At 67.3% G+C, this 17540-nt stretch carries 19 protein-coding genes; 13 read left to right on the top strand and 6 right to left on the bottom strand.

The window, feature by feature from the left end; translation table 11 throughout:
- Positions 1 to 111: 111 nt before the first annotated feature.
- Positions 112 to 1560, bottom strand: a complete 1449-nt coding sequence (locus tag LGY53_RS39720; RefSeq protein ID WP_225731836.1) for a PLP-dependent aminotransferase family protein — start codon at positions 1558 to 1560, stop codon at positions 112 to 114.
- 121 nt (positions 1561 to 1681) lie between these two features.
- On the opposite strand from LGY53_RS39720, the gene LGY53_RS39715 reads away from it, so the two are divergent.
- The 10 genes from LGY53_RS39715 (at position 1682) to LGY53_RS39670 (ending at position 12013) form a co-directional block, all read left to right on the top strand.
- The gene (locus LGY53_RS39715) at positions 1682 to 2521 is read left to right on the top strand and encodes a nitrilase-related carbon-nitrogen hydrolase (protein WP_225731835.1); all 840 of its coding nucleotides are present in this window, start codon (positions 1682 to 1684) and stop codon (positions 2519 to 2521) included.
- A 16-nt stretch (positions 2522 to 2537) separates the two neighbouring features.
- On the top strand, positions 2538 to 3956 hold the full coding sequence (gene hydA / locus LGY53_RS39710) for a dihydropyrimidinase (protein ID WP_225731834.1): 1419 nt from the start codon (positions 2538 to 2540) through the stop codon (positions 3954 to 3956).
- A gap of 27 nt (positions 3957 to 3983) precedes the next feature.
- The gene (locus LGY53_RS39705) at positions 3984 to 5021 is read left to right on the top strand and encodes a TIGR03842 family LLM class F420-dependent oxidoreductase (protein WP_225731833.1); all 1038 of its coding nucleotides are present in this window, start codon (positions 3984 to 3986) and stop codon (positions 5019 to 5021) included.
- Positions 5018 to 5911 carry an ABC transporter permease gene (locus tag LGY53_RS39700; protein ID WP_225731832.1) on the top strand — a complete coding sequence of 298 codons (894 nt, stop codon included), beginning with the start codon at positions 5018 to 5020 and terminating at the stop codon, positions 5909 to 5911. The genes LGY53_RS39705 and LGY53_RS39700 overlap by 4 nt, the downstream gene beginning before the upstream one ends.
- A 47-nt stretch (positions 5912 to 5958) precedes the next feature.
- A complete protein-coding gene (locus LGY53_RS39695) occupies positions 5959 to 6783 on the top strand; it encodes an ABC transporter ATP-binding protein (RefSeq protein WP_374111309.1) in 825 nt (274 codons plus the stop codon).
- The gene (locus tag LGY53_RS39690) at positions 6780 to 7574 is read left to right on the top strand and encodes an ABC transporter permease (protein ID WP_225731830.1); all 795 of its coding nucleotides are present in this window, start codon (positions 6780 to 6782) and stop codon (positions 7572 to 7574) included. The genes LGY53_RS39695 and LGY53_RS39690 overlap by 4 nt, the downstream gene beginning before the upstream one ends.
- Positions 7571 to 8713, top strand: a complete 1143-nt coding sequence (locus tag LGY53_RS39685; protein WP_225731829.1) for an ABC transporter substrate-binding protein — start codon at positions 7571 to 7573, stop codon at positions 8711 to 8713. The genes LGY53_RS39690 and LGY53_RS39685 overlap by 4 nt, the downstream gene beginning before the upstream one ends.
- A gap of 1 nt (position 8714) precedes the next feature.
- Positions 8715 to 10025 (top strand): aspartate aminotransferase family protein, encoded by a 1311-nt coding sequence (locus LGY53_RS39680; protein ID WP_225731828.1) that lies wholly within the window; start codon positions 8715 to 8717, stop codon positions 10023 to 10025.
- A 79-nt stretch (positions 10026 to 10104) separates the two neighbouring features.
- Positions 10105 to 11637 carry a glycosyltransferase family 39 protein gene (locus LGY53_RS39675; RefSeq protein ID WP_225731827.1) on the top strand — a complete coding sequence of 511 codons (1533 nt, stop codon included), beginning with the start codon at positions 10105 to 10107 and terminating at the stop codon, positions 11635 to 11637.
- A 19-nt stretch (positions 11638 to 11656) separates the two neighbouring features.
- On the top strand, positions 11657 to 12013 hold the full coding sequence (locus LGY53_RS39670; RefSeq protein ID WP_225731826.1) for an arsenate reductase family protein: 357 nt from the start codon (positions 11657 to 11659) through the stop codon (positions 12011 to 12013).
- Positions 12014 to 12019: 6 nt separating this feature from the next.
- On the opposite strand, the gene LGY53_RS39665 is transcribed toward LGY53_RS39670, so the two are convergent.
- Positions 12020 to 12544 (bottom strand): NUDIX domain-containing protein, encoded by a 525-nt coding sequence (locus LGY53_RS39665; protein ID WP_225731825.1) that lies wholly within the window; start codon positions 12542 to 12544, stop codon positions 12020 to 12022.
- A gap of 51 nt (positions 12545 to 12595) precedes the next feature.
- Here LGY53_RS39665 and LGY53_RS39660 point away from each other — a divergent pair, with 51 nt between their 5' ends.
- A complete protein-coding gene (locus tag LGY53_RS39660; RefSeq protein ID WP_225731824.1) occupies positions 12596 to 12973 on the top strand; it encodes a nitroreductase family deazaflavin-dependent oxidoreductase in 378 nt (125 codons plus the stop codon).
- A gap of 6 nt (positions 12974 to 12979) precedes the next feature.
- Here LGY53_RS39660 and yidC read toward each other — a convergent pair whose 3' ends face one another.
- Both yidC and LGY53_RS39650 read right to left on the bottom strand, forming a co-directional pair.
- Positions 12980 to 13888, bottom strand: a complete 909-nt coding sequence (gene yidC, locus LGY53_RS39655) for a membrane protein insertase YidC (protein WP_225731823.1) — start codon at positions 13886 to 13888, stop codon at positions 12980 to 12982.
- Between the two features lie 94 nt (positions 13889 to 13982).
- The gene (locus LGY53_RS39650; RefSeq protein WP_225731822.1) at positions 13983 to 14279 is read right to left on the bottom strand and encodes a DUF6412 domain-containing protein; all 297 of its coding nucleotides are present in this window, start codon (positions 14277 to 14279) and stop codon (positions 13983 to 13985) included.
- Between the two features lie 76 nt (positions 14280 to 14355).
- Between LGY53_RS39650 and LGY53_RS39645 the strand changes: the two genes are divergently transcribed.
- Positions 14356 to 14778, top strand: coding sequence for a pyridoxamine 5'-phosphate oxidase family protein (locus LGY53_RS39645; protein WP_225731821.1), 423 nt, complete (start codon positions 14356 to 14358; stop codon positions 14776 to 14778).
- A gap of 7 nt (positions 14779 to 14785) precedes the next feature.
- On the opposite strand, the gene LGY53_RS39640 is transcribed toward LGY53_RS39645, so the two are convergent.
- A complete protein-coding gene (locus LGY53_RS39640) occupies positions 14786 to 15436 on the bottom strand; it encodes a TetR/AcrR family transcriptional regulator (RefSeq protein WP_225731820.1) in 651 nt (216 codons plus the stop codon).
- A gap of 30 nt (positions 15437 to 15466) precedes the next feature.
- Between LGY53_RS39640 and LGY53_RS39635 the strand changes: the two genes are divergently transcribed.
- On the top strand, positions 15467 to 15883 hold the full coding sequence (locus LGY53_RS39635; RefSeq protein WP_225731819.1) for a DUF6463 family protein: 417 nt from the start codon (positions 15467 to 15469) through the stop codon (positions 15881 to 15883).
- A 102-nt stretch (positions 15884 to 15985) separates the two neighbouring features.
- Here LGY53_RS39635 and LGY53_RS39630 read toward each other — a convergent pair whose 3' ends face one another.
- Positions 15986 to 17530 (bottom strand): FAD-dependent monooxygenase, encoded by a 1545-nt coding sequence (locus LGY53_RS39630; RefSeq protein ID WP_225731818.1) that lies wholly within the window; start codon positions 17528 to 17530, stop codon positions 15986 to 15988.
- Between the last annotated feature and the right edge of the window lie 10 nt (positions 17531 to 17540).

Raw genomic sequence — 17540 nt, 5'->3', positions numbered from 1 at the left:
CTGGCCGCGTTGTCGTCGTCGCCGATACAACCCCGGTATCGGCTCCTCCTCCGCCTTGCCAGGCGACGAGCTGGACCACGGAGGCATCCGGCCGGACTTCGAGGACAGGCCCTAAACCCGGCGGATCCGCCGATACGTGGGCAGGGCCTTGGTGGCGGCGGCGAGTTCGGTTGCCAGCCACTCGAAGTCGTGATCGCCGAGCGGGGAGACGGTGATCCGCAGGTGATCCGAGCCCGGATGGTCGCGCACCTCGAACGGGCCGCCCGGCGCGGCCTTGATCCCGGCGGCGGCCAGCGAGATCATCGCGGCGTTCTCCTCGGCCACCGGCAGCCACAGGTTGATGCCGTCGGCGCGCGGTGCCTGCACCCCGCGCCGGGCCAGGGCGCGGCGCAATTCGGCTGAGCGCCTGCGGTATTCGGCCCGCGCGTGCTCGACGGCGCGGACAGCGTCCTGATCGTCGAGCATGGTGAGCAGCAGGCGCTGCAACAGGCGAGAGGTCCAGCCCGGTCCGAGCATGCGGCGTTCGACGACCGGATCGAGCAGCCGCGCCGGTCCGCCCACGACGGCGATCCGCAGATCGGCGCCATGCGATTTGGAGTAGGAGCGGATGTGCACGGTGCGGCCGGGCAGCCGTGCGCCGAGCGAACGCAGTGGGGCGGAGGCGATTCCGGTGGAGTGATCGTCCTCGAACACGAGAGTGCCGGTGGGCGCGAGGATTTCGGCGAGGTCGCGGACCCGGCGCGCGGTGAGCGAGGCTCCGGTGGGGTTCTGCGCGCGCGGTTGCAGGATCAGCGCCGCGACACCGTATTCGGTGACCGCGGCCGCGAGATCGGCGGGTAGCGGGCCGGATTCGTCCATTCGCACCGGGACGGGCCGGGCGCCGATGCGGCTCAGCAGATCGAGAAACGGTGGGAAACAGGGATCTTCGACGGCCACCGCGTCGCCGAGCCGGACATGCGCGGTGAGCAGGCGGTCGACGGCGTCCAGCGCGCCGTCGAGTACGGCGATGGTCTCGGGCCGGAACGGCCAGTCGGCCCGCAGCTTCGCCGCGAATTCGGGCAGCACCGCATCGCCGAGATAGTTCGACGCGAGGTCGCCCCCCGTCCCCGCGTCGGCCAGCACGCGCAGCGCCGCGCTCGGATCGGGCAGCAGCCGGGCGTCGGGTGTGCCCCGGGACAGATCGAGCCGGAAGGCACTGTCGGAGGGCGGATGCAGCCGCTGATAGCGCCCCTCCGGTTGGGAAATCCGGGTCGCCACCGGTTCGCCGACGAAGGTGCCCGCCCGGCCGCGCGCGATGATGGCGCCCGTCGCGGCCAGCGCCCGCCAAGCCTGGTTGACGGTGGCGGGGGAGACTCGCAGTTCCCTGGCCACCTCGCGCACCGTCGGCAGCCGAGTGCCCGGTTGTATTGCGCCGGAACGGATTCGGCGGCTCATCGCGGCCGCGATACCGGCCGGGGTTCGGTCCTCGAGATCGGTGAGAAAGCTCGCGGCGGACCCGCCCGCGGCCGGTTGCGCGCCGTCCGCGGGCGCATGCTGATCGGTCGCTGGGTCGATTGTCACGATCTCATTCTGCTCGGCCGAAAGTCGTTGTAATTCAAGGGGCCCAAAACGTAACGGGCGCGAAACTGTTTCCGTAATCTTGTAACACAACTGAATCAGTTCAGGGTGGAGGATCACAAACATGGCAATCGTGCGAGCCGCCCTAGTCCAGACAAACTGGACGGGCGACAAAGAGTCGATGATCAAGGCACACGAGGACTACGCGCGGCAGGCGGCCGCGCAGGGCGCCCGGGTGATCTGCTTTCAGGAGTTGTTCTACGGTCCGTACTTCTGCCAGCTACAGGACGCCAAGTTCTACGACTACGCCGAATCCGTACCCGGCCCGACGACGGAGCGATTCGCCGCGCTGGCAAAGGAATTGGGCCTGGTGATGGTGCTGCCGGTGTACGAGCAGGAGCAGCCGGGCCTGCTGTACAACACCGCGGCGGTGATCGATGCCGACGGCAGCTACCTGGGCAAATACCGTAAACACCACATTCCGCACGTCAGCGGGTTCTGGGAGAAGTTCTACTTCCGTCCCGGCAATCTCGGCTGGCCGGTATTCGATACCGCCGTCGGCCGGGTCGGCGTCTACATCTGCTACGACCGGCATTTCCCGGAGGGCTGGCGCGCGCTGGGCCTGGCCGGCGCGGAAATCGTGTTCAATCCGTCGGCCACCTCGCGCGGACTGTCCGGATATCTGTGGAAGCTGGAACAGCCCGCATCGGCCGTTGCCAACGAGTACTATATCGGCGCGATCAACCGGGTCGGCATCGAAAGCGATTACGGTGACGACGATTTCTACGGCACCAGCTATTTCGTCGACCCCGAGGGCAAATTCGTCGGCGAGGTGGGTTCGGATCGCGATCCGGAACTGATCGTGCGCGATCTCGATATGGATCTGATCAAGACGGTGCGCGACCGGTGGGCCTTCTACCGCGACCGCCGCCCGGAGGCCTACGGGCCGCTGGTACAGCCGTGATAGCGGGGGATGCGGCATGAAGACATTCATCCATGGCGGCACCGTGGTCTCGGCCACCGGATCCCAACCGCTGGACGTGCTCGTCGACGACGAAACCATCGTCGCCGTACTGCAACCCGGTTCCACCGCGCTCGGCGCGGACCTGAAGGCCGACGCCGACGTCGCCATCGACGCCACCGGCAAATACGTGATTCCCGGTGGCGTCGACGGACATACGCATATGCAGATGCCGTTCGGCGGCACCGAGGCCTCCGACACCTTCGAAACCGGAACCCGCGCGGCCGCCTGGGGCGGCACCACCACCATCATCGACTTCGTGGTGCAGAAGCCCGGCGAGCGCGTCCAGGACACGCTGAACCTGTGGCATCAGAAGGCCGCGGGGCAGTGCGCCATCGATTACGGCTTCCATCAGATCGTCGGCGAGGTGAACGACGAATCCCTCAAGGGGATGGCCGAATTGGTGTCGGAGGGGGTGACCAGCTTCAAGCTGTTCATGGCCTATCCCGGCGTCTTCTACTCCGACGACGGGCGGATCCTGCGGGCCATGCAGTCGGCGGGTGACCTCGGCGCGTTGCTGATGATGCACGCGGAGAACGGAATAGCGATCGATGTGCTGGTCGCCCAGTCCGTCGCGCGCGGCGACACCGCACCCTACTTCCACGGCACATCGCGGCCGTGGCAGCTGGAGGAGGAGGCCACCCACCGCGCCATCATGCTGGCCCAATTGACCGGCGCGCCTTTATATGTCGTGCACGTCTCGGCGAAGCAGGCGCTGGAGCAGATCGCCGCCGCGCGCGGCAACGGGCAGAACGTCTTCGGCGAAACCTGTCCGCAGTATCTGTACCTCTCGCTCGAAGAACAGTTGGGCGCACCGGGTTTCGAGGGCGCCAAATGGGTGTGCTCGACGCCGCTGCGATCCAGGGCCGAGGGGCACCAGGACGCGCTGTGGCGCTACATCCGCACCGGCGATGTCACCGCGGTCAGCACCGATCACTGTCCGTTCTGCATGAAGGATCAGAAGGAACTCGGCATCGGCGATTTCAGCAAGATTCCCAATGGGATCGGCGGCGTCGAACACCGGATGGACCTGATGTTCCAGGGCGTCAAGAACGGCTGGATCTCGCCGGAGCGCTGGGTGGAGGTCTGCTGTACCACGCCGGCGCGGATGTTCGGCATGTATCCGCGCAAGGGTGTGATCAGCCCGGGCGCCGACGCCGATATCGTGATCTACGACCCCAATGGGCACACCAGCATCGGATACGGCAAGACCCACCACATGAATATGGACCATTCCGCTTGGGAGGGTTTCGAGATCGACGGCCACGTCGACACGGTGCTGTCGCGGGGCCGGGTGATCGTGGACGGCGGCCGGTATTCGGGCAGCACGGGCCACGGCCGGTTCGTGAAACGCGGACTCTCACAGAACCTCATCTGAGCACGCAGTTGGATTGGAGTGTGCCGCATGGATATCGGTGTGGTGCTGCAATGCACGCCGCCCGCCTCGCGGGTCGTCGAACTGGCCAGAATCGCCGAGACACACGGGTTTTCGCACGTGTGGACCTTCGATTCGCATCTGCTGTGGCAGGAGCCGTACGTCATCTACAGCCAGATCCTGGCCGCGACGCGCAAGATCGTCGTCGGCCCCATGGTGACCAATCCGGCCACCAGGGACTGGACGGTGACGGCGTCCACCTTCGCCACGCTGAACGATATGTTCGGCAACCGCACGATCTGCGGGATCGGGCGCGGTGATTCCGCGGTGCGTACGCTGGGCGGCAAGCCGACCACCATCGCGACATTGCGTGAATCCATCAGGGTGATACGGGAATTGGGGAACGGTCGAGCCGCGCGCATCGGCGATACCCAGGTGCGGTTCCCCTGGGCGGCCGATTCCCGGCTCGAGGTGTGGGTGGCGGGCTACGGTCCGCGCGCACTCGACCTGACCGGCGAGGTGGCCGACGGGTTCATCCTGCAGCTGGCCGATCCCGACATCACCGCGTGGACCATCGCGCGGGTGCGTGCCGCCGCCGAGCGGGCCGGGCGCGATCCCGGATCGGTCAAGATCTGTGTCGCCGCACCGGCATACGTCACCGACGGGACGGCGGCCGCCCTGGACCACGCCAGGGAGCAGTGCCGGTGGTTCGGCGGTATGGTCGGCAATCACGTCGCCGATATCGTCGCGAAATACGGTGCGGGAAGCGAGATTCCGGCCGCGCTCACCGAATATATCGCTGGGCGGCAAGGTTACGATTACAACCAGCACGGCCGGGCCGGGAATACGCACGCCGAATTCGTGCCGGACGCCATCGTGGACCGGTTCTGCCTGCTCGGCACGCCCGACGATCAGCTGGCGCGGCTGCGCGAGCTGGAGAAGCTGGGCGTGGACCAGTTCGCCGTCTACCTCCAGCACGACGCCAAGACGGCGACTCTGGAGGCGTACGGCGAATCGGTGCTGCCGCGGCTCGCGCCTCCGGTGACCGCGACGGAGGCGGTCGGGTGACGCTGCGTGGATTCGGCGGCCGCGGCGCGCGAGCCGGGTACGCGGTCGCCGCGTTCGCGCTGCTCGCCGCGCTGTGGGAACTGGTGAAATACCTTGTGCCGGAACAGGGTTTGAGCGTCGGCGGGCAGCGCCTGCTGCCGCGCACCACCGATGCGGCGATGCCGCACGTGTGGTCGGTGGTGACCGTGCTCGGGGAGCGCGACGGAAAGTCGACCGTCGGCGCGACCCTGCTGCGCACCGCCGGATTCACCCTCGGGCTGGCCCTGCTCGCCCTGGTGCTCGGCACGGTGGTGGGCGTGCTGCTCGCGGTGCTGATGCAGCGGTTCGCCTTCGTCGAACGCGGACTGCTGCCGTATGTCGTTGTCTCGCAGACGGTTCCGCTGATCGCGCTGGCGCCGCTGGTGGCCGGGTGGGGCGGCAAGATCGTCATCGCGGGGCAGCCGTGGCAACCGTGGATGAGTATCGCGGTGATCGCGTCGTATCTGGCGTTCTTCCCGGTGGCGGTGGGTATGCTGCGCGGGCTGCAGGCCCCGGCCAAGGCGTCGGTCGAACTGCTGCACAGTTATTCGGCGAGTTGGTGGCAGACGCTGGTGCGGCTGCGCTTCCCGGCCGCGGTACCGCATCTGCTGCCCGCGCTGCGACTGGCCGCCGCCGCCTCGGTGATCGGCGCGGTGGTCGCCGAGATCTCCACCGGCACCGCGGGCGGAATCGGCCGCCAGATCATCGTTTTCGCCCAGCAGGCGACCGGTGACGCGGCCCGGCTCTATGCCGCCGTGCTGGCGGCCGCACTGCTCGGCGTCGCGGTGACCACCGTCGTCGCCCTGATCGAATTCGCATTGCGCCGCTACAGCCGTCCTGCGGGAGCGCGCGACTCAGGAGGTACCCGTTGACCGCGCACACATCGCCCGACGAGGTGACGACCACCGAAGGCAGCACGATTTCGGCCGTCGCCGAACCTGAAACCCGGCTACCAGCGGTCGAATTGGCACATGTCGGCAAGATCTTCCAGGCCGGATCGGTCACCGCACTGCAGGACGTCTCGCTCACCGTCGCGGCGGGCGAATTCGTCTCGCTCATCGGACCTTCCGGCTGCGGCAAATCCACCCTGCTGCGGATCATCGCCGATCTGGAGGAGCCGACCAGCGGCACCGTGGCGGTACACGGCAAAACGGCCCGCCGGGCTCGGATCGATCAGGATTACGGCATCGCCTTCCAACAGGCCGGATTGCTGGATTGGCGCACGGTACAGGCGAATGTGGAGCTGCCGCTCGAACTGCACAAGGTGCCCAAACGCGAACGCCGAACGCGCAGTGCGGAATTGCTGGAGATGGCCGGGCTCACCGAATTCGCCCGGCGCTATCCGGCCGAGCTGTCCGGCGGCATGCAGCAGCGGGTGGCCATCGCCAGGGCGCTGGCCCGCAAACCGTCGCTGCTGCTGATGGACGAGCCGTTCGGTGCGCTGGACGAGATGACCAGGGAGCGGATGCAGGCCGAATTGCTGCGCATCGCCGAGGAGACCGGCGCCGCGGTGGTTTTCGTGACGCATTCGATTCCGGAGGCGGTATTCCTGTCCGACCGGGTGGTGGTGATGTCGCCGCGGCCCGGCCGGATCACCGAGATCGTGCCGACCGGCTGGGATCGCACCGAGGCCGACGCCGACGATATCCGGTCCAGCACACCGTTTTTCGATGCGGTCGCGGCGGTGCGCGCGGCGCTGCACGGCGGGCACGGCGCCCGGGCGGCCGGACGGGAGCTGCGATGAGGGCGCTGCCGCTGAAATCCGTACTGCCGCCACTGATTTTCGGGGTCGGGGCGCTGGTGCTGTGGCAGGTGGTGACGGTGGCGGCCGGGGTGCCCTCGTTCCTGCTGCCGTCGCCGACGGCGATCGCGCACGAATTCGCGGACAATTTCGATCGGATCTGCGCGGCCGCGCGGGCCACCGGAGCGAATGCCTTGATCGGTCTGCTGATCGGCGCCGTTTCCGGCATCGCGGCGGCCGTGCTGGCGGTACGCTTCCACGTGATCGACGGCCTGCTCACCCCGCTGGCCGCCGCCGCGGCGGCCGTACCCATCGTCGCCCTTGCGCCCCTGTTGAATTCGATGTACTCCACCACCACCGATACCCCGCGGCGAATGGTCGTGACGATCGTCGTGTTCTTCCCGATGTTCGTCAGCACGGCCCGCGGTCTGCGCCAGGTGCCCCAGGTGCACACCGACCTGATGACCTCGTACGCGGCGGGCGGCTGGCAGGTCACCCGCACCGTGCGGCTGCCCGCCGCGCTGCCGCACCTGTTCACCGGGTTGCGGATCGCCGCGCCGGGCGCGGTGATCGCCGCGATCATCGCCGAATACTTCGGGGGTCTGCAGAACGGACTCGGCAGCCGCATCACCTCGGCGGCCGCCAACACCGCCTATCCCAGGGCCTGGGCATTTGTGGTCGGCGCCATGATCGTCGGCCTGCTGTTTCTGGCCGCGGTCCTGATTCTGGAACAACTCACTCGCCGTCCCCGCACCAAGCTGGGCCTGCTCGACTATCCCCGGAGATCGAAATGACAGTTGCCACCAAGCGATTGCGCGCCTGCCTGGCGCTCGCCGCGGTGGTCGCGGCCACCCTCACCGGCTGCAGCACCACCGAAAGCGGTTCCACCACAACGGCCGACGGACTCACCAAGGTCCGCTTGCAGTTGCAGTGGTTCAAGCAGGGCCAGTTCGCCGGCTACCTGGCCGCGGTCGACAAGGGGTTCTACAAGGAGCAGGGCCTATCGGTCGAAATCCTCGACGGCGGAACGGATATCGTGCCGCAGACGGTGCTGGCGCAGGGGCAGGCCGACTATGCCGTGGCCTGGGTGCCGAAGGCGCTGGCCTCGCGCGAGGCCGGGGCCGGGATCACCGATGTGGCACAGATCTTCCAGCGTTCCGGCACCAAACAGGTCTCGTTCAAGGGTGAGAACATCACCGGCCCGGCCGCGCTGCGCGGTAAGACGGTCGGAAACTGGGGCTACGGCAACGAATTCGAACTCTTCGCGGGGATGACCAAGGCGGGCCTCGACCCGGCCAAGGACGTGAAACTGGTGCAGCAGCAGTTCGATATGAACGCCTTCCTGTCCAAGGATATCGCCGCCGCCCAGGCCATGTCGTACAACGAGTACGCCCAGGTGCTGGAGACCAAGAATCCGGCGACCGGAAACCTCTACAGTCCAAGCGATTTCAACCTCATCGACTGGAACGATCAGGGTGTCGCGATGCTGCAGGACGCGATCTGGGCCAACACCGCCAAGCTCGGCGACAGCAAATATCAGGACCAGACGGTGAAATTCATCGCGGCCTCGCTGAAGGGCTGGGCGTACTGCCGCGACCACGTCGACGAATGCCGCGACATCACCGTGAAGGCGGGCAGCACGCTGGGCGCCTCGCACCAGCAGTGGCAGATCAACGAGGTGAACAAGCTGATCTGGCCGTCCCCCAACGGAATCGGGATGGTCGACAAGGCGGCATGGGATCGCACCGTGAAGATCGCCAAGGAGACGAAGAACCAGGACGGCGCGACGGTGTTGAAGAAGGATCCGGACGCGGGCGCCTATACCAACGAGTACGTGACGAAGGCCTTGGACCTGCTGAAGAACAGTGGAATCGATGTCACCGGAACGGGTTACCAGCCCATCCAGGTGACCCTGACGGAAGGCGGTAAGTAAGGTGACCGATCACGTCTTCTATCCGTGGAGCGCGCAGGCGAGCGTCGACCCGGTGCCGATCGTCGGCGGCTCGGGCTCATATTTCTGGGACGCCGACGGCAAACGGTATCTCGACTTCTCCTCACAATTGGTGAATCTCAATATCGGACACCAGCATCCGGAGATGATCGCGGCCATCGTCGCGCAGGCGCAGCGGTTGACCACCATCTCGCCGACGGTCGGCAACGAGGCGCGCAGCGAACTGGCCCGGCTCATCGTGGAACGCGCACCGGGTGACCTGAACCGCATCCTGTTCACCACCGGCGGCGCCGAGGCCATCGAGCATGCGGTGCGGCTGGCCCGCAGCTATACCGGACGCACGAAAATGCTTGCGGCGTACCGGTCCTACCACGGCGGCACCGGCACCGCGATCGGGTTGACCGGTGAGCCGCGGCGCTGGGGCGCCGAGCCGACCAATGTCGACGTGGTCCGTTTCTTCGGTCCCTATCCGTACCGGTCCCCGTGGGGCACAAGCACTCCCGAAGAGGAGACGGCGGCGGCGCTGGCGCACCTGCGTCAGGTGATCGAGTTGGAGGGCCCGCACCTCATCGCGGGCCTGATCCTGGAGACGGTGGTCGGCACCAACGGCGTGCTGGTTCCGCCGCCCGGCTATCTCGCGGGTGTGCGCGAACTGTGCGACGAATACGGCATCGTCTACATCGCCGACGAGGTGATGGTCGGATTCGGCCGGGTCGGCGAATGGTTCGCGGTGCAGGCCTTCGGCGTCGCGCCCGACATCATCACCTTCGCCAAGGGCGTCAACTCCGGATATGTGCCGCTCGGCGGGGTGCTGATGGCCGAGCGGATCGCCCGGCGCTACGACGATACGGTCTACCCGGGCGGGCTCACCTACGCGGGCCATCCGCTGGCCTGCGCGGCGGGCGTCGCGTCGATCGGCATCTTCGAACGCGAGGGCATCCTCGACCACGTTCGGTCTTCCGGTTCGGATGTGCTCGGAAAAGGCTTGCAGGACTTGGCGTCTCGGCATCCGAGCGTCGGCGAGGTGCGCGGGCTCGGCTTCTTCTGGGCGCTGGACCTGGTGCGCGACCCGGCCACCAGGGAGCCGCTGGTGCCGTTCGGCGCCGCGGGTGCGGCGGCCGCCCCGATGGGCGCGGTCACCGCCGCCGCGAAGGCACGCGGGCTGTGGCCGTTCAACGCGGGCAACCGATTCCAGATCGCCCCGCCGCTCACCACCTCCGCCGACGAACTGCGCACCGGACTCGAGATCGTCGACGAGGTGCTTTCGGTGGCCGACGGATACGTCACGGGATGACATAACGGGATCGTGTCGCGGCGTGGATCGCCGTTCGCGCGAGCTAAATTCGACGCACCTACCCTCCGGGAGCTGCGCCATGACCGATACCGAAGATCGTCAGGAGCTCGCCTCACCCGATACCCGCCCGCCGGTGGCCACCGGCGGGATCGCCGCCGTCGCCGCGGTATCGGCGGTCGTACTGCTGTTCGCGGCGAGCAGATACGACTACTTCGGCGACGAGCTGTATTTCCTGGCGGCCGGGCGGCACCTCTCCTTCGGTTACGCCGATCAGGGACCGGTGCTGCCCGTGCTGGCGCGGACCATGGACACCATCGCGCCGGGTTCGTTCTTCCTGCTGCGGCTGCCCGCGGTGCTGCTCACCGTGCTCGCGATCGTGTTGACGGCGCTCATCGCCCGGGAGTTCGGCGGCGGCCGCGCGGCGCAGGTGCTGGCCGCGCTCGGCTACGCCACCTCGCCGTTCCTGCTGCTGCAGGGCAAACTGCTCACCACCAACGCGGTCGACACCGTGCTGTGGGTGATCATCACCTGGCTGCTCGTGCACTGGGTGCGCAGCCGCTGGGATCCGCTGCTGCTGTGCGCCGCCGCCGTCACCGCCATCGATATGCAGGTGAAATGGCTGATCCCGTTCTTCTGGATCGCGGTGGCGGTCAGCTCGCTGCTGTTCGGGCCGCGTGAGCTGGTGCGCAGGCCGCTGCTGTGGGCGGGTGGTTTGCTGGTGCTGGTCGTGACGGCCCCGACGCTGCTCTGGCAGAGCCACCACGGCTGGCCGCAGCTGGAGATGGGCAAGGTGATCAGCGGCGAGCAGGGGATTCTCGGCGGTTGGCTGATGTTCATTCCGCTGACGGCGTTGACCGCCGGATACCTGGGTGCGGTGCTGCTGGTGTACGGCGTGTGGGTGCTGCTGCGCGAGCCGCGGTTGCGGGCGTACCGGTTCCTCGGTGTCACGTTACTGCTGCTGGTGGTGACCTTTCTCGTGGTCGGTGGGCGAATCTATTATGCGGCGGGCATGTTCGGGGTGGTGATGGCCGCGGGCGCGACCGGGATCGTCGCGCTCGCCGAGCGGCTCGGTACCGGCGGACGGCGGGCGCTGATCGCGGGCGGCGTCGTATTGACAACCGTCGCGGCGGGTTTCGTGCTCTGGGCGACGCCGTGGCGGTCGGCCGACGGTATCGAGCCGCCGAAGAGCCAGGCCGACGCCACCATCAATATCGGCGTATACGGCGAATTCGGTTGGCCCGAACTGACTTCCGCGGTGTTGCGGGCCTATTACGAACTGTCGGAGCAGGAGCGGGCGAATGCGATCGTCATCACCGACACCTACTGGCAGGCGAGCGCGCTCGACCAGTTCGACCGGAATCGCCTGCCGCCCATCTACAGTCCGAGCCGCGGCTACGGATACTTCGGCGCCCCACCGGATTCCACGAGTGTGGTACTCGCCGTCGCGGTGAACGAATCGTTCCTGCGCTGGGATTTCGACCGGGTCGAGCCGGTGGGCAAGGTGGACAGCAGGCTCGGCTACCCGGGCAGCACCCAGGACGTCACCATCTGGAAGTGCACCGGGCTGCGGCATCCGTGGTCGCAGGTGTGGCCGGTCTGGATGCATCTGTAGCGCGCATTATTCTTCGTCCATGACCGAGATCTGGCACAACCCGCGGTGCACGAAGAGCCGTGCCGCGCTCAGCTTCCTGGAAGACGCGGGCCTCGACTACACCGAACGCCGCTACCTCGATCAGCCGCCCACCGTCGCCGAACTCAAGGCGGTGTTGCGGCGGCTCGGTGCGGAGCCGTGGGAGATCACCCGAACCGGCGAACAGGCGGCGAAGGATCTCGGCATGTCCACGTGGGGCCGCACGCCCGCCGATCGGGAGCGGTGGATCGAGGCGCTGGCCGCGGACCCTCGGCTGATCCAGCGGCCGATCGTGCTGCTCGACGACGGCCGCGCGGTGCTCGCGCGTTCCGAGGACGCGCTGCGCTCACTCGAATGACCGCGTTCAGGTGAACATTTCGGGGACGAGCACCCGGGTGTCGGGGACGAACGGCCAGTCCGGATCGGCGAGGTGCGCGCGCAGCCGCTCCTCGGTCCACCACCAGCCGTCCGCGATCTCCTCCGGTTGATGCCGGATCGGCCCGTCGTAGCGCAGCTCGTACGCGAAAAGGTGGCAGCGCATGGGCCTTCCGAGCCATTCGCCGTCCCAGGACGCGCTGGCCAGCGGCAGCGGCGGGGTTTCGGCGACGATGCCGAGTTCCTCGGCGAGTTCGCGGGTCGCGGTGTCGGCCGGATCCTCGCCGGGGTCGACGACGCCGCCCGCCAGGCAGTCGTGCATACCGGCGAAAACCATTTTGGTCTCGGTGCGGCGGTGCACGTATATCCGCTCGCCGTCGCCGGAGCGGACCAGCACGCCGGCGCTGGCGTGCCAGAGCCCGTCGCGGTAGACGGTGGCCCGGTCGGCCGCGCCGATCACCCGTCCGGCGCTGTCGTACACCGCGATCCGCTCCGAGTGTGGTTGTGCCGGCACCGGAAGAGGGTACCGTTGTGCCGTCCGGTATCCGAAGAGAGGACCGCGTCGATGACGTTGCCGCGCGCGCTCGGGAAATTCAATCGGTACGCCACCAATCAGGTGGCCGGTCTGGTCGCGGGCCGGGCGCCCGGATTCGGCATCGTGGTGCATCGGGGCCGAAAATCCGGGCGGGTATACCGCACCCCGGTCTCGGTTTTCGAACGCGATGGCGGTTACCGCATCGCGCTCACCTACGGGACCGGCGTCGACTGGCTCAAGAATGTGCTCGCCGCAGGGGATTTCGAGCTGCAGGTCAGGGGGAAGGTCGTCGAATTGACCAATCCCGTTGTGCACCATGATCCTTCGGCCGGTTGGGCGCCCGCGCCGGTGCGGCTGGTGCTGCAGACCATCTCCGCGACCGATTACGTGCAGGCCCAACCGGCCTGAGCTCGGTTACGTACGGTTCTTGACCCGCTTGGGCCGCACGCCGGGCTTCGGGGCGTTCGTGGCCCGGATCTCCGCGGTGCGCTGCGCCGCCGCGGCGGCCCGTTGCCGCTCGTCGGCGTCGAGCCTGCGATAGACCAGGTGCTGCTGGGCGAAGGTGCATGCGTTGTTGGTGACGAAGTAGAACAGGATCGCCACCGGCATCACCATGCCGCCCACCAGTGCCATCGCCGGGAACAGCCACAGGCTGAGCGGGCGCATGAACGGAATCGGCGTCGAATCCTGGCGCGCCATCGAGGTGCGTGCGGTGAAATGCGTTGCCACCGCGGCGATCAGCATGAGCGGCACGGCGACCAGCGCCGCCGATGCGACGAGATCACCGGCGGTGGCCATCGCCGTCGACAGCGGTACGCCGAGGATCTTCGCGTGCAGGAACGACTGCACGTCGTCGGCGCCGAATACGTAATTCGGTGTCGCGGCGTTCTGTTCGGGTGTCATCCGGCCCGAGGACAGGAACGGCAGATTCGTGTGCTGCCCGGTGCGATCGAAGGATCGCAACACATGGAACAGCCCGAGGAAAAGCAGGAGCTGCGCGAATACGGTCACCATGGTGAGCAGGGTGGCCAGGGCGCTTATCCCGTTCTCCTGATACAGCTTCTGCAGTTCGGTGCTCTGCTTGATCCGGTCCGCTTTGTACTGCTGCTGGATCTTCTTCATCTCCGGCCTGATGCGCGCGATAACCGCTTGGGTGCGAGCTTGTTTCAGGAACGGCAGAAAAAGTACGGCGCGGAAGGTGAGCACCAGGAATACGACGGCGAGAATCCAGGCGAGCCCGCTCGCCGGACCGAAGACGAATCCGAAAACGCTGTGCCACACCGCGAGTACGGCCGACACCGGATAGTAGATGAAGTTGAGCAAGGTGGATACCTGACTGTGGGGCGTGCGTCGCGCACGCGCGGACGTTGGTCAACCGCTGCCGACGTCCCCGCGGCCGTGCCTCGGGCGCGGGTGGTCAGCCGACCGCGCGACCGGGCGCTCGTGGCCGGACCCGCCCCGGCGCGTCCGGATTGCTCTGCCGCAGAAAGGATCCCCGCAATCGGCGCTGCGCGGACGGTGGCGGACCGGAGACGTAGACCCGGATCGGCACCAGCCGGGTGGTCTGCAATGCGACCAGCGCCAGCACCAGCTCGGCGGCCACCATACCGACCACCGCGAGTGATGTCGCCTTGTCCGGCACGGCGAACAGCGCCAACGCGGGCAGGACGGTCGCGAAGATCGCAAACGCCGTCAACTGTGCCCGCGTGAACATGCTGCCGAGCGTACCTGCGGCGGTCGGGCGCGGCCAACAGCGGCGACCGGGCGGACCGGTCGGTACCGTTGGTGATATGGCACTGAGTTCACAGGAACGTCAGGAATTTCTTGCTCAGCCGCATATCGGTGCGCTCGCCGTCACCGCGGGCCCCGACCGTGCCCCATTGACCGTCCCCATCTGGTACCAGTACGCACCCGGCGGCGAATTATGGGTGCTGACCGGCCCGAAGAGCCGCAAATTCGCCCTCATCGAGCAGGCGGGCCGCTTCAGCCTGATGGCCGAGACCCTCGAACCGAGCGTTCGATATGTCACGGTCGAGGGCCCGGTCACCCGGGTTGTTCCGATGACCGACGAACTGCACCTCGAGATGGTCACCCGCTATCTGGCTCCGGAGAAGGTCGACGCCTACCTCGCCAAATCCGCGACGTTCGGCCCTCAGGTCGCCATCTATATGCGCCCCGAGCACTGGCTCTCCGCCGACCTCGGCGCCCTTTAGCGCCGGTTCACGCGTTACGAGCCTGGCTTGCGGCATCGAAAACTGTTGCTGCAAAAGAGGGCTCGGCCCGTGGCGGGTGCAGCAGCCGGTGCACGACGGCGCTCGTCGCGGTGGCGATGACATCGTCGACCCAGTCCGGAATGGGGGCCGCGTTCGCGATGTACTCGCGGACCAGCCCATAGGGAATCGCCTTGACGGCCGCCACCGCGATCGCCATGTGCTGCTCGTCGGCGTCGCCGAACTGCGCCGCGACGGCGGCGCGCAGCGCATCGTTCATCCGGTCGTTGACGGTGGCGATCTCGGCGCGCAACTCATCGGGCACCACCTCGAGCAGCTCCTCGCGCCGGAACATCTTCATCGCACGAGCTTCGGTGGGGTGCGCACGGCAGTATTGCGCCAGGTGTATGGCGGCCGCGAGCAGCGGGTCCGCACCCGACAGTGCGGCGATGAACCCGATATGGAAGCGCTGGATCGAGCGTAGCCACAGTCGTGCGAGCAACTCTTCACGGGAGGCGAAGCGCACGTAGATGGATCCGGTGTGGACGCCGGAGGCCGCGCTGATCGCGGCGATGGTCGGCCGGGTCGTCGCCGGATCCGCGAGCAGATCGCGTGCGGCGTCGAGGACTTGATCATCGGTGAAGCGCCGGGGTCTTGCCACGGGGAACAGCCTAAGGCAAAGTTTTGGAATATGGATTCAAAAACGGCGTTCCCGCTGACGGGCACACTGGTCACCTTCATCGGATCGGCGCATACCGCGCTCGGCTGCGTCATCTGGACGACCGGTCGAGAGCAGACCGAGCCCGCCTTCTGGTTCACCGCGTTCGGAGTCGCCGCCATCGGCCTCGGTATCGCCGTAATCGAAACGGAGCGAACCCGCGGCTATGTGCCCGCGTCGGTCCTCGCCGCGATCGCTGCCCTCACGGCATTCGGCCTCGTCTTCGAGCCCGTGTCCGGGTTCCTCACCGTCCTGGTGCCACTGGCCGTCGGCGTTCGCGGCTGGCTGCGGCATCGCCGCAGCGCCGCCGTGCGGCCGACTTTCCCGATTCCGGCTCGGCCACATGGGATTTCGGCGCTTGATCGGTCGGTCACGACGCATGGACGATAGGTATCTATACGCGAAACATGTTGCGGCGCACCATTGATAGGCGTCGATCTGCGAACATCGGTTGCGGCGCAGGGGTATTCGCCCAGCGCCGCAACCGGTGATCTACTGAGCCGGGGCGAGGGAGCGAGCGGGACCGAACCAGCGGTTCAGCGCCGCGCGCAGGCCCGGATCGTCCGGGTGGACGGGGGAGTCGGTGGCCCAGGCGACGTAGCCGTCGGGCCGGATGAGCAGGGCGGCCGCGGGTGCGTCGGGGCTGGTGGCGTTGACCAGATCGATGCGGTCGGTCCAGCCGTCGAGGTGTTCGGACCAGGGCTCGCCGGTAAGGTTCAGCAGGACCGGGCGGGCAGCGTGCAGCAGTTCGGCGACCCGCTGGCCGGTGTCGAGGCGGAAATCCGGTACGAGATAACCGGATACGCGGTGCTCGTCGCCGGTGTCGTAGCGAACGTCGGCCCCGGCCATGAGGTTGGCGATGTAGGCGACATTGTCCGGATTTCGCAGCAGCTCGCCGAAAAGCTGACGCAGTCCGGTGATCTCGGGTCCCGGTGATACCAAAGCGGATTGGGCGAGCGAATGCATCGCGGTGCGCTGTGCGACCACGTGCCGCTCGGACCAGTAGGTGTCGAGCAGCCCAGCGGGCGCCCAGCCGTTGAGTTGTGCGGCGAGCTTCCAACCCAGGTTGAACGCATCTTGCAGGCCGAGGTTGAGGCCGGGGCCGCCGATCGCCGAATGTACGTGTGCCGCATCGCCGATCAGGAAAATATTGCCGACGCGATACTCCTGCGCCACCCGGGTGTTCTGTCCGACGACGCGGCGTAACGCGAATGGACCGGGCCCGGTCGGCGGCTCGATCGGGACCGGCACGCCGAGCAGGCGTTCGACCGCGTCTCGCAATTCCTGGAAAACTATCGGCGCATCCTCGTCCACCAGTTCCGGCCTGTGCTCCATGGCGCCCATTACGGTTCCGGTCGGCAGCTGCGCGAAGATGAACATGCCGCGCTCGACCCGGTTGTGACCGAAGTGGAAACGGCCCGCGCCCGGGATCTCGATACCGCCGTCGGCGGTGCGCAGCTCGTCCGACACCGTGACGTGCCCGAACCGCGCGATGAGCGAATCGTTTGTGCTGCCGGGGAATTCGATACCCGCGAGCTTGCGCACCGCGCTCTTGCCGCCGTCCGCGGCGACCAGATAGCGGGTGGCCATTTCGAGCGGACCGTCCGGTGTCGCGACCGTGACGACCACGCCGTCGTCGTCCTGGCGCAGCTCGGTTACCTCATGGCCCCACCTGATATCCACCGCGAGCTCGTCGGCGAGCACGAGCAGCTTCTCGATCAGCTCTGGTTGCGAAATCAGCAGGGCGGTAAGTGGATTCGGATCGACAGCACTGAGGTCCAGCGGGATGGCGCCGAATATGTGCTGGGGCATCGGTTGCGGGCCTTCGAGCAGCCCGCTCCACGCGGTGTAGAGCCCGCGCATATCGAGAACCCGCGCCACCGGGCCGACCAGGCCGTTCGCCTTGGGTTCGCCACTCGGACCGGTCAAGCGCTCCAACACGATCGGCCGAATACCGGCGCGTGCCAGCTCGCAGGCGAGCATCAGCCCGTTCGGTCCGGCACCGGAAATCACTACGTCAATACGGTTTTCGGACATGACAAAGACA

The organism is Nocardia sp. JCM 34519.1 (assembly GCF_020361265.1).
GTDB lineage: Bacteria > Actinomycetota > Actinomycetes > Mycobacteriales > Mycobacteriaceae > Nocardia > Nocardia arthritidis_A.
The sequence above is the reverse complement of the archived record's forward strand: the minus strand, read 5'-3'. Positions and strand labels throughout refer to the sequence as shown.

Coding starts and splice junctions, on each gene's coding strand:
- LGY53_RS39715 (WP_225731835.1), top strand. CDS start 1,682: ATGGCAATCGTGCGAGCCGCCCTAGTCCAGACAAACTGGACGGGCGAC.
- hydA (WP_225731834.1), top strand. CDS start 2,538: ATGAAGACATTCATCCATGGCGGCACCGTGGTCTCGGCCACCGGATCC.
- LGY53_RS39705 (WP_225731833.1), top strand. CDS start 3,984: ATGGATATCGGTGTGGTGCTGCAATGCACGCCGCCCGCCTCGCGGGTC.
- LGY53_RS39690 (WP_225731830.1), top strand. CDS start 6,780: ATGAGGGCGCTGCCGCTGAAATCCGTACTGCCGCCACTGATTTTCGGG.
- LGY53_RS39685 (WP_225731829.1), top strand. CDS start 7,571: ATGACAGTTGCCACCAAGCGATTGCGCGCCTGCCTGGCGCTCGCCGCG.
- LGY53_RS39675 (WP_225731827.1), top strand. CDS start 10,105: ATGACCGATACCGAAGATCGTCAGGAGCTCGCCTCACCCGATACCCGC.
- LGY53_RS39670 (WP_225731826.1), top strand. CDS start 11,657: ATGACCGAGATCTGGCACAACCCGCGGTGCACGAAGAGCCGTGCCGCG.
- LGY53_RS39660 (WP_225731824.1), top strand. CDS start 12,596: ATGACGTTGCCGCGCGCGCTCGGGAAATTCAATCGGTACGCCACCAAT.
- LGY53_RS39650 (WP_225731822.1), bottom strand. CDS start 14,279: ATGTTCACGCGGGCACAGTTGACGGCGTTTGCGATCTTCGCGACCGTC.
- LGY53_RS39645 (WP_225731821.1), top strand. CDS start 14,356: ATGGCACTGAGTTCACAGGAACGTCAGGAATTTCTTGCTCAGCCGCAT.
- LGY53_RS39635 (WP_225731819.1), top strand. CDS start 15,467: ATGGATTCAAAAACGGCGTTCCCGCTGACGGGCACACTGGTCACCTTC.
- LGY53_RS39630 (WP_225731818.1), bottom strand. CDS start 17,530: ATGTCCGAAAACCGTATTGACGTAGTGATTTCCGGTGCCGGACCGAAC.